12 protein-coding genes and 2 pseudogenes are annotated in these 18,485 nt (G+C 45.2%); 9 read left to right on the forward strand and 5 right to left on the reverse strand.

Annotation, left to right across the window (positions count from 1 at the left end):
* Positions 1-63: 63 nt before the first annotated feature.
* Positions 64-1,206: a Fic family protein gene (locus tag PDUR_RS02810; RefSeq protein ID WP_042205002.1), complete on the reverse strand. Its 1,143-nt coding sequence runs from the start codon at positions 1,204-1,206 to the stop codon at positions 64-66.
* A gap of 428 nt (positions 1,207-1,634) precedes the next feature.
* Here PDUR_RS02810 and PDUR_RS02815 point away from each other — a divergent pair.
* The 6 genes and pseudogenes from PDUR_RS02815 to PDUR_RS02840 form a co-directional block, all read left to right on the forward strand.
* Positions 1,635-1,913 (forward strand): annotated as a pseudogene (locus PDUR_RS02815) (glycosyltransferase); the annotation flags it as partial.
* Between the two features lie 217 nt (positions 1,914-2,130).
* A complete protein-coding gene (locus tag PDUR_RS02820) occupies positions 2,131-3,921 on the forward strand; it encodes a cache domain-containing sensor histidine kinase (protein WP_042205004.1) in 1,791 nt (596 codons plus the stop codon).
* Positions 3,899-5,155, forward strand: coding sequence for a response regulator (locus PDUR_RS02825; RefSeq protein ID WP_081949360.1), 1,257 nt, complete (start codon positions 3,899-3,901; stop codon positions 5,153-5,155). Before PDUR_RS02820 ends, PDUR_RS02825 begins: the two co-directional genes overlap by 23 nt.
* A complete protein-coding gene (locus PDUR_RS02830; RefSeq protein WP_042205005.1) occupies positions 5,103-6,359 on the forward strand; it encodes an ABC transporter substrate-binding protein in 1,257 nt (418 codons plus the stop codon). Before PDUR_RS02825 ends, PDUR_RS02830 begins: the two co-directional genes overlap by 53 nt.
* Positions 6,360-6,759: 400 nt before the next feature.
* Positions 6,760-9,396 (forward strand): glycoside hydrolase family 31 protein, encoded by a 2,637-nt coding sequence (locus PDUR_RS02835; protein WP_042205006.1) that lies wholly within the window; start codon positions 6,760-6,762, stop codon positions 9,394-9,396.
* Positions 9,397-9,489: 93 nt separating this feature from the next.
* Positions 9,490-12,024, forward strand: coding sequence for a glycoside hydrolase family 31 protein (locus PDUR_RS02840; RefSeq protein ID WP_081949361.1), 2,535 nt, complete (start codon positions 9,490-9,492; stop codon positions 12,022-12,024).
* A gap of 578 nt (positions 12,025-12,602) precedes the next feature.
* Here the strand turns inward: PDUR_RS02840 and PDUR_RS30250 are convergent.
* A pseudogene (locus PDUR_RS30250) lies at positions 12,603-12,728 on the reverse strand (transposase); the annotation flags it as partial.
* Between the two features lie 268 nt (positions 12,729-12,996).
* Here PDUR_RS30250 and PDUR_RS02845 point away from each other — a divergent pair.
* The gene (locus PDUR_RS02845; protein WP_042205007.1) at positions 12,997-13,776 is read left to right on the forward strand and encodes a TetR/AcrR family transcriptional regulator; all 780 of its coding nucleotides are present in this window, start codon (positions 12,997-12,999) and stop codon (positions 13,774-13,776) included.
* Between the two features lie 23 nt (positions 13,777-13,799).
* The gene (locus tag PDUR_RS02850; protein ID WP_052409964.1) at positions 13,800-16,001 is read left to right on the forward strand and encodes a CocE/NonD family hydrolase; all 2,202 of its coding nucleotides are present in this window, start codon (positions 13,800-13,802) and stop codon (positions 15,999-16,001) included.
* Positions 16,002-16,367: 366 nt separating this feature from the next.
* Here PDUR_RS02850 and PDUR_RS02855 read toward each other — a convergent pair whose 3' ends face one another.
* Positions 16,368-17,006, reverse strand: a complete 639-nt coding sequence (locus PDUR_RS02855) for a nitroreductase family protein (RefSeq protein WP_042205008.1) — start codon at positions 17,004-17,006, stop codon at positions 16,368-16,370.
* 117 nt (positions 17,007-17,123) lie between these two features.
* Here PDUR_RS02855 and PDUR_RS02860 point away from each other — a divergent pair, with 117 nt between their 5' ends.
* Positions 17,124-17,486: a MerR family transcriptional regulator gene (locus PDUR_RS02860; protein WP_407944276.1), complete on the forward strand. Its 363-nt coding sequence runs from the start codon at positions 17,124-17,126 to the stop codon at positions 17,484-17,486.
* 303 nt (positions 17,487-17,789) lie between these two features.
* On the opposite strand, the gene PDUR_RS30255 is transcribed toward PDUR_RS02860, so the two are convergent.
* Together PDUR_RS30255 and PDUR_RS02870 are read right to left on the reverse strand one after the other, a co-directional pair.
* Positions 17,790-18,011: a nuclease-related domain-containing protein gene (locus PDUR_RS30255; RefSeq protein ID WP_042205009.1), complete on the reverse strand. Its 222-nt coding sequence runs from the start codon at positions 18,009-18,011 to the stop codon at positions 17,790-17,792.
* A complete protein-coding gene (locus PDUR_RS02870; RefSeq protein WP_042205010.1) occupies positions 17,998-18,483 on the reverse strand; it encodes an AAA family ATPase in 486 nt (161 codons plus the stop codon). Before PDUR_RS02870 ends, PDUR_RS30255 begins: the two co-directional genes overlap by 14 nt.
* Between the last annotated feature and the right edge of the window lie 2 nt (positions 18,484-18,485).

Genomic DNA, 18,485 nt, shown 5'->3' on the forward strand with positions numbered 1-18,485 from the left:
TTTTTTGCTGAAGCTTAAAAAGCCGCTATCCTTAAACCATTCCGTACAACTATTTGCGATACGCTAATCCACAATACAGACGATGTATTCCCCGCGATTGTCTCCCGACTTTATAACGCCTAAATCTTTAAGTTTTGCAATATTTTTGGCAATACTCGAGGAAGAAGCATCTAGGGTATCATCAAACAATTGTCTGTGAAATATCTCTCCATCGTTCATTCTGCTGATTAGTTCGAACATTGTTTTTGAATGCCCTCTACCCAGTAGTTCACGAATATGTTTTATTCTATCGTAACGCTGCAATTCCTTGAGAACTTTGGTAAGCGATGCGTTGACACACTCAAGATAGAAAACAATGAATGGTTTTAGATTACCTTTGGTTGCGGCCATAAGCGTATCATAATAATCCTCGATTCTTTTATCAAAGAATTCCTCTACACTAAATGCATCCTTAATCGTGGCAAGGTCGTTGTGTATTAAGCCCACTAACGTAGAAAATGCTCGAGCTGTTCTTCCGTTGCCATCAGGAAATGGATGGATATAACCTATGAAATGATGAGTGATCCCGGAAATGATCAGAGGGTGCACTTTTTTTTCAGGATTAACGATTGTTGTCTCATATGGATTCATATATCCGGTTACACTAGTGTAAAGCCAAGAGAAATACGCTCGCATGAGGCTAGGAACCTCGTTAAATGCTGGTGGTTGGTAACTGACATGCCCATCACCATCTTGAAGAGCTACTGGTATATTCCTATAACCTTCTGGATAGCTAGTCAAGCCATTCATTAAAGTATATTGTATTTTCTTGAGTACAGGTTCATCCATATCTGAAAAATCCTTGTTTGGATCTAAACTATAAATAAACCCATAGGTCTCAAAGACATTTTTTACTTCTATTTGCGCTTTTTGTTTTATAGTTAGTGGGTTTCTTTTGTAATCTTGATATAATTTCTCTACCTCTTTAAACTCGAGTTTATTCTGTTCAATTTTGGTGGTGAAATGTGCTGTTCTAACCAGTGAGTTACGTAAAATAGTAGGTTTTAAGGGGTGACTTTTTAAGCCAAGTCGAGCTAGTGCCCCAATATTTCTCTCTGCCTCAAGAATGAGTTGATTTATCTCATAATCAAATAGATTCAAGTTTGGATGGAAAACCAATCTATTCTCCACAGTATCAAAATGCTCATAATTAAATAAATACGTCAATTATTACACCGCCTTTTACACGTATAAATCCAATTAAATCAATGCTTTCGTCCTGATTTTAGTATACTCAATTACACTTATTATGTACAACAATTATAACTATTAAACTGCCTAATTATTATGATTGAGGCTAAACAATTTCTCCAAGCATCCGTTGGGGTGCCCTTTAAATTTCGCTCTACAGATGTTACGGTGAACTGTATCACAAGTGATGGTAAAGGAAAAGTTTGAATTAACGATACCGTATAAATTGACGTGTAGTACTGTGTTATAAAAATTAAACAGACATCGGACTGAAATATCGGCGATATCTGTTTGTATATCAAAATGAACAGTTAAACTTATATGGTTATAACATTACAAAGTTATGCCGCTCCAGTATCATTATTTAGAATAACCTCATTAATACTATGGACTAGCTTACATATGGTGCGCTGCTGTTGGCGTCGGGCTTTCTGTATCTGCTGTACGTGCTGTATCTCGCGATTTTTACGGATTCGGCGGTTAAGGGCTGGGCTTCCGTCATCGGGATTACGCTTACCTTCAACGGCTTCGTGCTGCTGATGCTCGGAATCATGGGCGAATACGTCGGCCGCATCTACGATGAGTCCAAGGGACGTCCGCTGTATATCGTGCAGGAAGTGTATCAGGGGAAAAAGAAGCCGCAGCCGGTCGGACTGCAAACGGCCAAATATGAGTCGAAGTAACGTTTTGGCCAGCTCGGGTGGGTACTCCTTATAATGTCTGAACCGTTCCTTAGGGTGCGGTTTTTTATTTTGAAAAATAAAACGCACTGCCGTTCATCCGTAACAGACCCCGCTTGCAAGTCAATTCAGTAATTTTCCAATTATATCCACCCATTGCCTTGTATCTCTTGTTTTATAATAGACCGTGACGGAAACCACGGAAAGGAACATCCATCTCATGAAAAGCAGCATTCGTAACCGCTTATTGGTCATGCTTCTCGTATTTATTATCGTGCCCTATTTCATTTCGGTACTGGTCATCTATTTTCATACTAAACAAAAGGTAGAGCAGCACGAATATCGGATCAGCGAGGTACAGCTTCAAAAGGGCAGTGAAGAGCTCGGGCAATACTTTCAGGATATGGTCAATTTGCCGTATATTTTATACCTTAATCCCGGTTTATTCCGGATATTCGAAAGAGGCTTTGATAAAGAAATTTACTCGAATCAGCTTGAAGTTGATAAATGGTTTCAAGCCTTTTATCTGATGCGCAGAGAAATTCATCAAGTTCGGTTTTTTATGGTGAAAGACGGGGATTCTTTTACCGTTTACGATGCCAAGGTGAGCGCCCGTATGAAGCGGCCTGATCTATCAGAAAGTCCTCCCATTCAGAAGTTGATTCAATCCGGCTCCAATTTTTTGATTGAACCGCCGCATTTGATCCGGAATTATAATGGAGCTGCCGTGATGCCAATGTCGGATCGGACGCTGGTGATGACGATTCATCATAAAATCAAGAATATACTCTCCAACGAATTTTTAGGTGTTGTCACTATGGATATCGACCTAAGCCGCCTTTCTACCATTTCCAACCGTTTTCTGAAGGAAGGTGAGTTGGTTATCCTTACGGATGGGAATGGAGCTGTCGTCTATTCAACCGATCAAACGATGATAGGTAAAAAGTGGAGACCTGGTTCCGGATTGTCTCTCACGAGTGGAAGATCAGGCGATATTACGATGTCCAAACCGCTTCCGGGTGAATTTGGGGATTGGCATTTGATCAAGGTGACTTCGAGCGGCAACTTATACCGCGATGTGAGGCAAACGGCGTATATCAGCGCCTTTTTTGGTGTAGGTGTCGTTTTTTTGGGGCTTATTATGGTCCATTTTATTTCAAATAAGATCACTCGACCTATTCAATTATTAAGTAAGAAAGTCCGAAAGATTGAAGGAGGGCATACGAATATATGGTTTAATGATAACGGCCGTGACGAAATCGGTCATTTGGAGAGGCACATTAAGGAAATGATGGAACGAATCAATTTGTATATTGATAGGGAATATCGGCTCGAACTCGAGAACAAAACGAACCAATACCGGGCGATTCAATCGCAAATCAACCCGCATTTTCTGCATAATGCTTTACAATCCATCGGTGCGGTTGCCCTTCGTTCTCAAACTCCGCAAATTTATCAATTGGTGACTTCCTTGTCGAAAATGATGCGGTATACGATCCGAATGGATAATTGGGCTTCGATACGCAGTGAAGTGGATTACGTGAAAGCATACTTGGATCTGCAAAAAGAACGTTTTCGGGTGGAATTACGCCACTCCATCTCTATAGAAGAGTCCATAATGGATATGTCGGTCCCGGTCATGATTTTACAGCCGCTCGTTGAGAACTTCTTCAAGCATTGTTTTGAGGAAGGGCATTACGGTTCGCATCTCAGCATTCGGGGATGGCTTGATGACGGAGATGTGAAACTGGTTGTGGCGAATGATGGCCCCGGCTTGTCACTCGAAGAGTTGAATGAACTGAGAAGGAAATTAAACGCAGTAGGTCATGATGCAGCATCACCCGATAACCGGATCGGTCTGAAAAATATACATGATCGGTTAATCTTGAACTACGGTTCTCGCGGAGGCCTGGAGGTGGATTCGAATCCCAGCGGAGGATTTACCGTCCTTATTACGATTCCAACCCAATCAAAGGAGGACGATAATCATGAAAGCTCTTATTGTGGATGATGAATTCAATGTGCGCGATGTGATCCGGTATTTGGGACAATGGGATCAACTGGGCGTGACGGAAATATGGGAAGCCGGCAATGGGGAAGAGGCCCAAACCATTATCGAAAGGGAGCGGCCCGAAATCATATTTGCCGACATCAAAATGCCCAAAGTTACCGGTATCCAGCTTTTGGAGTGGTTAAACCAGCAAGATTACCCGGGAAAAGTGATTATTGTCTCGGGATATGATGACTACTCTTATATGCGCAAAGCCATACAATGCTCCAGCTTTGATTATTTATTGAAGCCTGTTGAAGCAGATGCCTTAAATACGGTCTTGGAGGGCGCCATATTGGCCTGGAACCGTGAGGAAGCCGAACGGCGAAGCGACTCTGTCGTTGCCCGAGAAGCCGAAAGGCTGCACAGTAACCGGTTAATTACGGCAGCTTGTGAAGGAGCGCCTTGGAATAGGGAGGATCTGGCGGGGTACCTTCCGAAGGCGGATGCCTATGATCTGACCCTAGTCTATTTTTACCATGCTCACCCTGCCGAAACTTACATCAATCGGCTCGCCGAGGAGATGACGGCACAGGAGTGGGGCAATGCGTTTGTTCTGCAAAATGAGGATTGCACCGGTCTGTTGATCAGTCCGCGAGGCAGCAAGTTCCCGGTAGAGCAGTGGATTTCCAACCATTTTGATATTCCCGTACGATTGGCCGGCGGCGATCCGCTAACGTCCTTAAACGATCTTCCGAATGCGTATCAATCGGCCAAAAAAGCGATGGAGCTGCAGAATTTCAGGACCATTCATCGGCTAAGCGATTTGGATGACGCGCGGCGAATGAATGACATCGTCACCTATTTGGAGGAGCATTACACGGAGGAGCTTTCTTTGGATAAATTGGCCAATCGTTTCTTTCTAAGCCGGGAGCATATTTGCCGCCGGTTTAAACAAGAGCAAGGGATCAACCTTTCCAATTATTTAATCCAATTAAGAATTGAACAAGCCAGACGATGGCTTAGTCAAACGGAAGAAAGAATGTACTCGATTGCGGTGAACCTCGGGTATCAGAATGAAAAGTATTTTTCAAAATTATTTAAGAAAGAAGTAGGCATGACCCCGGCCCAATATCGCAGCCTTTACGGAAAACAAAATAAAAAGAAGGGAGGGGAAATTGGTGAACAAAGTTACGAAAATAATGTTGATAGCGGTGATGGTAGTATCGCTTGCAGCGTGCGGGGAAAGGAATGAGGAAGGGCAAACCGGTCAACAAAAAGTTCACAAGATCGTTCTGAGCGTATTCAATCCCAAGGTGGAGATTGCCTCCCAGTTTGAGCGGCTGGTCAAAGAATACGAGAGGGAACACCCTGAAGTGGATATTCACATTCGGACGGTTGGCGGGGGCGCTGATGACCGTGCAATGCTGATGACCCAATTTGCTGCCGGGAAAGGTCCGGATATTTATACAAACGGCGGATATGAGGAAGCCAGACTGTGGAAAGATTACCTGGAGGATTTGTCCGATCAGCCTTGGGTCCGACATGCGTATAAACACGCATTAGAACCGATGGAAATGGACGGTAAGATCTACGGCATGCCGATGAATGTGGAGGGCTACGGCTTTATTTACAATAAAGAATTGTTAGCGAAAGCGGGTATTAAGGAAGCACCGAGAACACTGAGCGAATTAAAGGATATGTCGGAAAAGCTTAAGGCCATGAATATTACTCCTTTCTCGATCGGGTACGCGGAAAAATGGCTCCTTGGCGTATTCATGTTAAACATCGCATTTGCGCATCAGGACAACCCAGATGCTTTTATTAAGGGATTGACGGACGGAACGCAAAAGTTTAAAGGAAACGAACCATTTATAGGAATGCTCCGACTGCTTGATCTAACCGTACAATATGGCAGCAAGAATTCGCTGACCATAGATTACAATGCGGCAGTCACCGGATTTGCAAAGGGTAAAACTGCGATGATCCTGCAAGGAAACTGGGTACAGCCGATGTTGGACAAAATCTCACCGAACATGAATATAGGATTTTTCCCAATGCCGATTAGCGACGATGCGGCGAAAAACGATGCACTCGCGATCGGCATTCCCAACAATTGGGTCGTAAACAAAAAAACAACCGCTGTGAAGAAAGCGGAGGCTAAAAAGTTCTTAAACTGGATGGTTTCTTCGGAACAAGGTCAAAGATTTATGACCGAGCAATTCAAGTTTGTTCCCGCCTTTTCCAATATAGAGATCAAAAATTCGGGTCCGCTTGCCGCTGATATTATCAAATACGTAAAGGAAGGCAAAACATTATCATGGAACTGGTTCAAATACCCTGCCGGAGTGAGCGATGAGTTTGGGCCTGCCATGCAAGCTTATATCAATAAACAAATGAACAGGGATGAACTTCTGCAGGAATTCCAAAAATCGTGGAACAGATATTCAGAAAAATAAGTTGAAACGGGCTGAGAATTAACAAATTCTTAAGCCTTTTTTATTTGTAAAATAACACCATTTCAAGCATGAAGTTGGATTCCCTTATCCAAGACCTATATTTATATTGATGCAGCTTCACTTGTTCGCATGGAGGTTAAAAGCCTTGATTTCGCGTTCATGTTGGCCCTTTTACCGGATGATTTGTGATGTCCATATAGAGGACAATATCAATTTAGATACGTCCCGCCGCTCCTGTAACATGCGTTGACGATTTGAGTCCTTGTCGCTATTGCTCGAAATCCGCTCGTTAACCTAACATGAAACATGAAATCCGGAAGAGGATTAGCCTTTAGCGGAGAGGGGGAGAGCTTAAGAAAGGGCAAAGCATGACCAATTCATTAACAAGGAGAGAAACCTAATGAAACGAAAAAGAACGAAAAAAGCGGTAACCGCACTATTAGCAACTGCTGTTCTACTTTCAGGCAATGCCGTTTCACAGTTCTATCTCGCTCAACCTGTATTTGCGGACGATTTGGTTTTCCCGGTAGAAGCATTTAGACCGACCGATGACAGGCCGCTTGATAAAAGCCATCTGCAACAACCTATGACGGTGCAAAGCTTCGAGCAGTTGGACAATGGCGTAAAGCTTAATTTAGGCGCACAGGAGGCTTACATACGGATGCTTACATCCGATATGGCCAAAGTGTCGCTCTTGAACAAAGGAGACAAGGAATATACCTCTGTGGGGATCGCTAAGACGGATTGGTCCGCTCCTAAATTCAAAGTGAAGGAAGACGACAAGAGAATCGTCATTACTACCGACAGCTTAACCGTAGACATCAAGAAAAGCCCGTTTGGAATCAAATATATGGATAAAGACGGAAACGTCATTAACGAGGACGGGGATCAAGGGATAGGTTACGAAAACGGGAAGCCTTACGTGTTCAAAAAGACCGATAACAACGAGAATTTCTACGGATTAGGCGAGAAAACCGACGGTCTGAACAAACGCGGCAAGGAAGAAGGCATATGGCATCAGGACCCGTTCCCGTATGAGTCGAAATATATTTACCAATCGGTTCCATTCTTTATCGGCTTGAAAGATAAAAAGGCGTACGGCATTTTATTCGACAATACGTACCGCACTTACTACAACTTCGCCAAGGAAAGCGATGATTACTATTACTTCTATGCCGACGGCGGCAAACTGACCTACTATTTCTTCAATGGGCCGCAGATCAAAGATGTCGTAGACCGTTATACCGATTTGACCGGTAAAATCCCCCTGCCGCCTGAATGGTCTTTGGGCTTCCATCAATCCAGCTGGGCGTATTCCCAAAACGACATGGAAGAAGTAGCCGCAGGGTATCGCGAAAAGAAAATTCCGGCGGACGGATTGTTTTTTGATATCGAATATATGGACGACTATAAAGCCTTTACGTGGGGGAAAAAAGTTCCCGATCCTGCAGGGCTGGGCAAACGTATGGAAGAGCAGGGTTTCCATCAAGTGAATATCTTCGATCCCGCGATCAGGGCCTTGCCAGGCTACAGTGTTTATGATGAAGGGACCGCGAAGGATCTCTGGGTGAAAAACCCCGATGGCACCAACTTCCTTGGCAAGCTTTGGCCTTGGAACCCTTCGGCACCGCCTTCTTCCGTTTATCCCAATTTCCTGAAAAAGGAAACCCGTGATTGGTGGTCGATGCAGTACAAGCCGTTCTTTGACACAGGCATAGACGGTATTTGGAACGACGTGAACGAACCGGTCAGTTTTATAGCTAAAGACCACTGGACGCTGCCGCTGGATGCTGTGCATGAGGATGATAACGGAGTCAAACATGCTCATGAAGAGGTCCATAACATTTATGCGCATTTGGAGGAAGAAGCGTCTTACAACGCATTCAAAAAACTCAAACCGAACGTCCGTCCGTTCGTGTTGACGCGTGCCGGATACACGGGAACTCAGCGTTACGCTGCAACCTGGACCGGTGATAACCACAGCACTTGGGAACATCTCAGAATGTCGATTCCTATGAATTCCAATGTCGGATTGGCCGGTCACCCGTTTGTGGGCAATGACATCGGCGGATTCACCAAAAATAAACAATTGGGCGAAATCTGCACGCCGGAACTGTTCGCACGCTGGGTTGAGCTTGGCGCCTTCCTTCCGTTCTCTCGGGACCACTACAATAATGACGGTGACAGCCCGTCGGTTAAACAGAACATTAATAGACAAGAACCGTGGCAATTCGGCAAGGAAGTTGAGGATATCAGCCGCAAGTACATTTCCATGCGTTACGAACTGATGCCTTACCTGCAGAACGCGTTCAAACAAGCGCATGAAACCGGAAACCTGATTCAGCAGCCGCTCGTGTTCCAGTTCCAGGATGACCCGAATACCTATAACAACGAAGATCAATTCATGTTCGGCGATTCTCTGATGATTGCACCGGTTGTGGAGAAGGGCGCAACGTCCCGCAGCGTGTATTTGCCAGCCGGGGTAAAATGGATCGACTACTGGACCGGCGAAGAGTTTGAGGGCGGACAAACGATCACAAAACAAGCCGATCTTGGCACGCTTCCGCTTTACGTGAAGCAAGACTCGATCATTCCGCGCCGCGAAGTCCAGCAGTATGCCGGCGAGAAAAAGCTGACGAATCTAACTCTCGACACCTATCTTAACGGCAAGGCTTCCTACAGCTACTATCAGGATGATGCGACTACAGAGGATTACACGAGAGGCGAATTCAACGTAACCGACTTCCATGTGGAAAACAAAGGAAACCACGTCGAATTCGATCAGGACAAAAAAGTTCAGAACTACACTTCCGACATTCAGTCCTACACGCTGAAGCTTCATGACGCTGTAGAACCGAAGAAAGTACAAGCCGCTAACAACAAGTATGCCGAAGCAGGCAGCATCGAAGAATTGAATGGGCAGGAAAGAGCTTACTACTTCGATGCGAATGAACATGTGCTGTATGTCAAAATCCCGGTAGACGAGAAACAGAAAGTGAAGATTCAAACTCAAGACGATATAGATGGAAGCAAATAATATCGCTGCTGGAATTGCAACTATCAATTACCGGGTTGGAGACTCTTGTCTCCAACCCGTGTTTACAATGTCATTATGAAGGAGAGAAACCAAATGAAGCCGAAAAAGAAATGGGTGCCATTAATTTTAGCAGGTGCAGTCCTTCTCTCAGGCAATGCTCTTTCCCAGCTTTATTCTCCCCAAACCGCCTATGCGGAAGTACAGCAGCCGGCTCCCGATACACCTTTGGATAAAAACAAACTGCAGCAGCCGATGGCCGTGCAAAGCTTCCGGCAGCTCGACAATGGCGTAAAGCTTGATTTGGGCGTTGAGGAAGCTTATATCCGTTTGCTCACTTCCGATATGGCCAAGGTGTCGATCTTAAACAAAGGTGAGGAAGAGTTTGTCTCTCCTGGGATTGCTAAGACGGATTGGGGAGCTCCCAAATTCAAAGTGAAGGAAGACGACAAGAGAATCGTCATCACTACCGACAGCTTAACGGTAGACATCAATAAAAGCCCGTTTGGAATCAAATATCTGGATAAAAGCGGGAATGTTATTAATGAAGACGACATTAAAGGTTCCGGTTATGAAGACGGAAAGCCATACGTGTTCAAAAAAACGGACAAGACCGAGAACTTTTACGGTTTCGGCGAGCAAACCGGCGGTTTGAACAAACGCGGCTATGATATCGGTATGTGGAACACGGACGCATACTCCTATACGAAAGACACGAAATATGTGTATGCCACCATTCCGTTTTTTATCGGTTTGAAGGATCAAAAGGCCTACGGTCTCTTCTTCGATAATACGTACCGTTCCCATTTCAACATGGCTAAGGAAAGCGACGATTACTATTATTACTACGCCGATGGCGGAAAACTGACCTATTATTTTATCAATGGTCCGGAAATTAAAGACGTCGTTGACCGGTATACCGATTTGACCGGCAAGATCAATTTGCCGCCGGAATGGTCTCTCGGTTTCCAGCAAAGCAAATGGGGGTATTGGCAGGATGATCTGGTCAGGGTGGCCAAAACATTCCGCGACAAGCAAATCCCCGCCGATGCGATGTACGCGGACATCGATTATATGAATGACTACCGTGTATTTACCTGGGGGCCGAAGTATCCCGATCCGGACAAGCTGAAGGCAGATATGGATAACCTGAATTTCAGATATGTTACGATCAACGATCCGGGTGTCAAAGTTGACGAAAGCTTCGATACCTATCAGGAAGGAACCAAGAACAACTTCTGGGTTAAAAATGCCGACGGCAGCCCCTATGTCGGTTATGTATGGCCGGGTAACTCTGTTTTCCCGAACTTCCTGAAGACCGATGTCCGCGACTGGTGGGCGAAAAAACACAAAGCGCTGTTTGACAAAGGCGTATCCGGCATTTGGAATGACATGAACGAACCGGCCGTGTTTGGCGGTCCGGGCTGGTCCATGCCGCTCGATACCGTTTATGAGGCGGACGACGGAAGTAAGAAACAGAACAAAGAGATTCATAATATCTTTGCCCATCTGGAAAATGAAGCGACGTACGAAGGATTCAAAGTGAACAAGCCGAACATTCGCCCGTTCGTGCTTACTCGTGCTGCGTATGCGGGAACCCAGCGTTACGCCGCCATCTGGACCGGCGATAATACGAGCAACTGGGATCATCTCCGCATGACAATCCCGATGAATTCGAATCTCGGATTATCAGGCGCAGCATTTGTCGGCAACGACATCGGCGGCTTTGCCAAACCGACTTCGCAGGACGTGCCGACGCCCGAACTGTTTGCCCGATGGATCGAAGTCGGCGCCTTTGTGCCTTTCTCCAGGGACCATTACAGTTGGGATAAGGAGCAGGAGCCGTGGGCATTCGGTAAGGAAGTAGAGGACATCAGCCGGAAATATATTTCCTTGCGCTACGAATTACTGCCTTACCTGTACAACCAGTTCAAGCGTGCGCAGGAAAGCGGTCAGCCTGTACAGCAGCCGCTCGTCTATCATTTTCAGTATGATTCAAATACCTATAACAACGACAATCAGTACATGTTCGGCGATTCGCTAATGATCGCACCTGTAGTGAATCAAGGAGCAACGTCCCGCAGTGTGTACTTGCCGGCTGGCGTGAAATGGGTCGATTACTGGACAGGTGAAGAGTTTGAGGGCGGCCAAACCATCACGAAACAAGCCGATCTCGGCACGCTTCCTATCTATGTGAAACAGGACTCGATCATTCCTCGCCGCGAAGTTCAGCAGTACACCGGCGAGAAAAAGCTGACAAATCTGATTCTAGACACTTACCTTGCAGGCCAGGCTTCCTACAGCTTCTATGAAGACGATGCAAATACAGAGGATTACACGAGAGGCGAATTCAATGTTACCGACTTCCGTGTAGAGCAGAAAGGAAATCACATCGAATTCGAGCAGGACAAAAAGACGGAAAGCTATGAATCCGACATCCAGTCCTATACGCTAAAGCTGCATGATGCCAAAGAGCCGAACAAAGTGCAGGCGGCTGAGAACAAATACGGCAAAGCAAGCAGCCTTGACGAACTGAACCAACAAGCAAGCGGCTATTACTTCGATGCGTCAGCGAAAGTTCTGTATGTTAAAATCCCTGCAAACGAAAGCCACAAAGTAAAAATCGATTAATCGACTATCAACGTTCAAGCGAAGTAAACCATGATATCGAATGAAATGAAAAACGGGTTGGAGACATTGTCGCTCCAACCCGTTTTTTATGTTAAGCCTAACTTGGTAACGAAAGAGCTGAAAAGATTACTCTCTCGATATCGCGTTATCAATTTCGGCTTCAGAACTGAAAGAATTGGATACACCCTTCCAGAAGTATTTGAACGGCTGTCTCCGTACGTACCGCGCGTTTAAGATTCAACGCGGTGAACCGTATCACAAATAGTGGTAAAGCAAAGAATTGAGTTGAAAGTCGATGCCACTATGCTTAGTTTGCAAGCGGTAGGTGCTTAAAATAGAGAAAAGGCATTATTTTGAGGCAAAGGGGAGCTTAAGCTAATAGGTAGCTTGAGCTTTTTTCATTAGCGTGCCCAGAAGCACGCACCCTTCTAGCCGGTGAAAGTCCGGTCACGGGAGGGGTCAAGCCCTCCTGTAGCTAGGATGCCTGCGTTTCCGATGGCCTGAAAATGCTGCCCCCTTTTACCCCGGCTCCTATGATCCCAGATTCACGCTTATTGCCAACGGCGGAAACGGCTTTAGGCCGAGGACCACGAGCCGTAATATTCCGGCAAATCCCGCCAAGGGGCCCCGGTGCGAGCCACCCAAAGCATGGCGTTCAACATAATACAATGGTCTTTAGGAGGTCGCCCTCCCTGGGGTTTGCGGTCCGGCGCGCAACAAGTCTTTGATTTAATCCCATTGATCATCACGTGTTTCGTATAGTCTCTTCATGTACTTAATTTACCATGAGTTATCTTACTTTAGTAGTTGGCATACTGACCCTAAAGTAGTTATTGGCATGAGATAAATGTATTTAACCGCGACAGGAAGGAAGAGAACAGATCTATTGACAGGTGAAAAAATCGGGATATAATGAATACATAATGACTGGATGGTATTAATTCATTATCAAACGCCACAAGGAGTGATTCAATGAGCGATAATACAAAAGAAAAAATTAAAAACGCCGCTGAGGAACTGATAACCCGGAAGGGATACAAGGATACCAGCGTAAAGGACATTGCAAAAAGCGCGGAAGTGGCTGTGGGAACGATTTATCGTTATTACAAAAGCAAGGATGAAATTCTTACGGATATGGGTAGATTGGACTTGAAAGATGTTTCTTATTCTCAAGATAGGCGGAGAAAGCAAATTATGGAGGCTGCTCTTGATGTGTTTGGAACAAAGGGCTACACCCGCACTAATATGGAGGACATTGCAAGAGAAATAGGCATGTCAAAAGGCTCGATATATCAATATTTTGAGAGTAAGGACAAGCTCTTTATCTCCATGATTAAGGAATCTGCCCAAATGCAGACGATTTTTAACCGGACTGAAAATGGGACTGAACAGGCAACGATCGAAGACGTGTTGACAGGAATCGGAATGACGTTCTTATCCATATTCAAAGATCCGCAGAAGATAAAACTTGTTAGGGTCATCATTGGAGAATCGCCGAATTTTCCGGAAATAGGAGAACTGTTTTTACATGGGGTAGTCGAAGAAGCGGCAGAAAGGTTGGGCAAACTGCTAAAACTTCATGTGCCAAGCGGAATGGACCCTGTCCTTGTCGTCAGATTGTTCATTGGTTCCCTCTGGTCTTTCGTCATGTTGCAAGAAATGATTCCTGCGAAAAGCAAGAAGTATGATTATCAGGACGTTGTTAAGAACGCCGTCCGAATTTTTCGGTACGGAGCATTTTCCAAAGAATAACCAACATGTAAAGGAGAATATTTGTGAAAAGAGAAGACGAAATCAACATTCCCGTGATCTATCGTGAAGGCCTCGATGTCTCCAATCCGGATGTGCACTATCCTGGTTTTCAGCCGGGCCGAACTGTCATCAAGGCGGGGACGGTCGTGAAGGAAGGCGCACCTGCGATTACTCACGATCTCCTACTCGATCGTGACGTGGCGGTGCAGCTTCGCGATGGCACGATAATCTATACTGATGTGTACCGCCCGGCCGACGCCGCGGGGCCGCTTCCGGCGATTATTGGCTGGAGCCCGTACGGCAAGCGCGACGGTTTCATCACTTTCGACAATTTCCCCTTCCGCTCAGGAGTTCCCCAGCGTCTCATATCGGGATTGGACAAGTTTGAGGGTATAGACCCCAATTGGTGGTGCCCACAAGGCTACGTCGTTGTAAGTCCAGATGCACGCGGCGCGTATCGCTCTGATGGCAAGACACAGATTTGGAACGCGCAGGAAGGCAAGGACGGGGCCGATTTGGTGGAGTGGGTTGCAGTGCAAAGCTGGTGCAATGGCAAGGTAGGAATGGCAGGCACTTCGTGGCTTGGCATCGCCCAGTGGTTCGTTGCAGCCGAGCGTCCGCCGCATCTTGCCGCAATCGCTCCCTGGGAGGGGATGGCCGACGCTTACCGCTTCTGTTTCTTTGATGGAGGAATTCCTTACGCCGGATTCATCAACTGGCTGTTGGGGAACGCCCCATCGGAGGGTGGCATCGAGGACGTCGCGACAATGCTTGACAAGTATCCTGAATTCAATTCGTACTGGGCGGCTAAGCGTGCTGCAGTCGAGAAGATCAATATACCAACTTATGTTGTACAGAGCTGGGGAGGCAAGCTCCATCACAAGGGAACGATGGAAGGCTGGCACCGCCTAACTGTGGAGGATCGCTGGCTCCGGCTCAACAATGGCCTTGAGTGGCCTGATTTCTACAATAACGTTTACCAGGAAGACCTTCGCCGCTTCTTCGACTACTTTCTGCGTGGGGAGGATAATGGTTGGCGCGATACCCCCCGTGTGCGCCTGACCGTGTGCGATTTCGGCAACCGCGACCTCTTCGACCGGGCGGAGAACGAATTTCCACCGGCCCGGACGAAAGACTATGTGTTCCATCTTGACGGTGCGACCGGGAGGATGGCGGAACATGCGCCTGCCGCTGCACAAGCAGCCTATGATGCCGAAAGCGGACAGACTGCTTTTGAGATCACCTTCGATAAGACGACCGAATTGACAGGTTACGTTCAGGCGCATCTTTGGATCGAGGCTGATGGTTCCGATGACGCTGATATCTTCGTCAAACTGGTCAAGCTTGATAGTAACGGAGAGGTTTTGGGGCGCGTGTTGATTCCCAAGGACGAACCTGAATATGAAAAGGAATGGGATGACATCGTGGAACTCGCCGAAGGTTTTGGCCGCGCAGGCTTCCTCTATGACGGTCCGTGGGGGCGCATGCGCGCCTCGCGCCGCAGCATGACGACCGATCCCCGGAAGCAGCCCGTCTATGCTTCCGAGCAGCGGCTGTCAAAGGGCGAGGTGGTTGAACTCGTCATCACCTTCTCTGCAACGGCAATGCTTGTCCATCCTGGCGAGACTCTGCGCCTGATCATATCCGGCACCAATCTTACGCCGTTTGCCTTCCCAGGAGCGGCACCGCTGACTCTTCGCAACACGGGTCGGCATGTAATCCACACGGGCGGCGAATATCCAACCAGGCTGATCCTGCCGTTAATGACCGCACCAAGTGTCATCGTTCCAAAGGCCGGCAGCGTTCAGTCGGGCTTGGATAACGCAGCCGAGACATCGGATTCCACAGCGGGCCCTGGGCTTGCCGCAGAGTCCACTATCGAATATGCATCGCGTCCTGTCCCCCAAACCGCGTTATCGGTTGAAGGTACATGGGACTTCACCATCAAGACGCCTATTGGGAAACAGCATCCTGTAATCGAATTCTCCACTGTCGGAGGTATGCTGAAGGGCATTAGCCGTAATCCGGCAAACGGAGAGGAGACACCGCTTGTCGATCTTCAGCTCGACGGCAATCGGCTAACATGGTCTCAAACGGTCACCCAGCCCATCCGTACGAACTCCCGATTCGACATGATTCTTGACGGTGACTCGATGACAGGCAAAGTCAAGGTGGGAGCGATGCCGATGAAAGCAGAAGTCACTGCCAAACGGCACACAAAGTGAAATGCCCGGGCTGTATGTCATGCTGCACCGTGAAGGCTTGGTCCAGAACCATAAACGCATAGAGAGAAATGAAGGTTTCTCAATAACAGAAGGCGTCCAATAGGGCGCCCTTAAATTTTGCCCTACAGATGATATGCTGAACCGTATCATAAGTAGGGGCATGTTTTTTCGGAAAATCACGCAGCAGGTTTGGAAAGGCGCTTTACCAGGCATGGGCTATAACAATAGACTTGGATGATAAGTATTAGAATAATCCCAATGAAAGAAAATGCGGCAGCCATGGACGAGAAAATAAAGTCCTAGGCTGCCGCTGTTTTTATTGAACTATTGCTTCCTGTTAATAATTAATACATTACGGATAAATGGTTATCTCCAAAATGTAATCTTGTCAGAACTTAATCGAACTGACTCATACCCTTCTTCCTTGGCTTTTCCTATTGAAATAATCATTACTGGAGCATAGCGTTCTTCATCTAGATCAAATGCTCGTGCAACCTGGTCAACTTCAAAGCCTGCCATTGGATTCGTATCATACCCGTGTGCACGAGCTACTAACATTAACTGCATTGCAAAAAGGCTGCTATCGACCTTTGCAACTTCAACTTTCATTTCTTTTGGTAGAGTTGGATACATTGATAGAATGGTTTCGAGTTGACTATCTCGTACTTCAGCTGGCATTTTTCCTTGTTCCACGGCTGTATTGTAAATTTCTTCAACATATAAATAGCTTTGGATATCACCAAAAATTAATAACATGGCAGAGGAAGTATCGTTCTGTAATGTATTGAAACGCACAAGAGGTCTTAGTTTCTCTTTTCCTTCCGGAGTATCAACCACAATTACGCGCCAAGGCTGCATATTTGCAGAGGACGGAGCCAGACTGGCTTCCGAAATGATTTCGCTTATCTCTTCTTTCGATATTTTAATGTTCTCATCATAATTACGCACAGAACGTCGTCCCTTGACTATACCGGCGAAATCGTTATTTAGAATATGGTTAAACATAGAATCTCTCCTTTTGATAACGTAAGATTTTTTTGACATTGTGTATGTCGTTCGTTATCATAGTCGTATTATGAACTATAAACCGAGGTTTATAGCAAATAAATAAAGAGAGGCTATATGATGAAAATAAATGATGTTTCAAAATTAACGGGTCTGCCAATATCAACATTGAGATTCTATGAACGTAAACACCTGATTCCGGACACATTTGTTAAAAGAGATGTAAATAATTATCGCATTTACTCTGAAGAGATTGTTGAATTTCTAGAAGATGTGAAGGCACTTTTATCCGTAGGCTTTTCTGTAGAAGAGTTAAGTTTATTAGTAAATCAACAACTTAATTTATCATACGAGGTAAAGAAAAAAATAGTTGAACAAAAAATCAAAGAAATTGAAGATATCCAGAAGCGATTGAAAAAGTCGAAGAAATTCTTGCATGCAATCTTGGAAGGAAAAGCAAATTTTCAAACAAAGTGTTAATACTTGCCGTTACAGACAGCGCGGAGAGCCTTATCATAAGTAGCGGCAAGTTTTAATGATTGCTGTAAGAAAACAGCGAAATAACAAGGAGACGTTCGTTTATGAGGGTTTCATGAATTGTTAAAGAAGGGCTGCTAATCGTTCGATAATCTATGAATGGAATAAATATGATCTTTTGCTAATCGAATATTTTCTACAATAACTTTCGTTGTCAGCCATTTCATCCGATATTTCATTTCATCAGTTATCGTCCTAAAAACGACTGCTTCATTATGGAATCTACCTTCTAGAAATAATATGACTTTAATGTCTACAGTTTTTGTTTTCAATTTCATATCCGCTGAAGTTTTTAACTTCAATGAAATATAAAGTTTCATTATCGAATACTATAAAATCCACACCTTTGGAACCTTGGAGAGTATTAAATCGATTCGTATAAAAACTGGTTTCATCGAATTTAATTGGCAAGAGGCCCTCTTTAAATTGAAAACGAAGATTGCTCTCATCTAGGCTAAGTATGGTCATAGAATAGTTCCTGCTCCCTATTATATAAATCCATAAATTCTTGTTGTATTGGATTGTGTAGTAAATCTGAAATGAGTTTTTGCGATTCAAAATTAATGTTGCCTTCCTCCTGATACAAGGTAATAAAGCGAATATCAAGATCATCGTTAGTATTATATTGGGCATAAAGAGAAAGTTCTTGTTGAAGAAAATAGCTGTGAGTCGTAATAAATATCTGAACACCCATTTTAGCAAGAGCTACTAACATTTCTTTAAGAGCAGGAATCATTTTGGGATTAATATTCGACTCAGGCTCATCCCAAAAAAGAATAGTGGTTTCGCTTAATGTTTCATTAGAAATAAGCTGCAATAGAGTGGAAAGCTTGCGGTATCCCTCAGCAAGAAGACCCATTTCAATATTACCTAATTCTTTAGTTTTCAAGTAGAATTTTTGGCTTTCTAGAGTAACTTTCCCATCAATTATCTTTTCCAAGG

It is taken from the genome of Paenibacillus durus (assembly GCF_000756615.1).
In the GTDB taxonomy this organism is placed as follows: domain Bacteria; phylum Bacillota; class Bacilli; order Paenibacillales; family Paenibacillaceae; genus Paenibacillus_AQ; species Paenibacillus_AQ durus.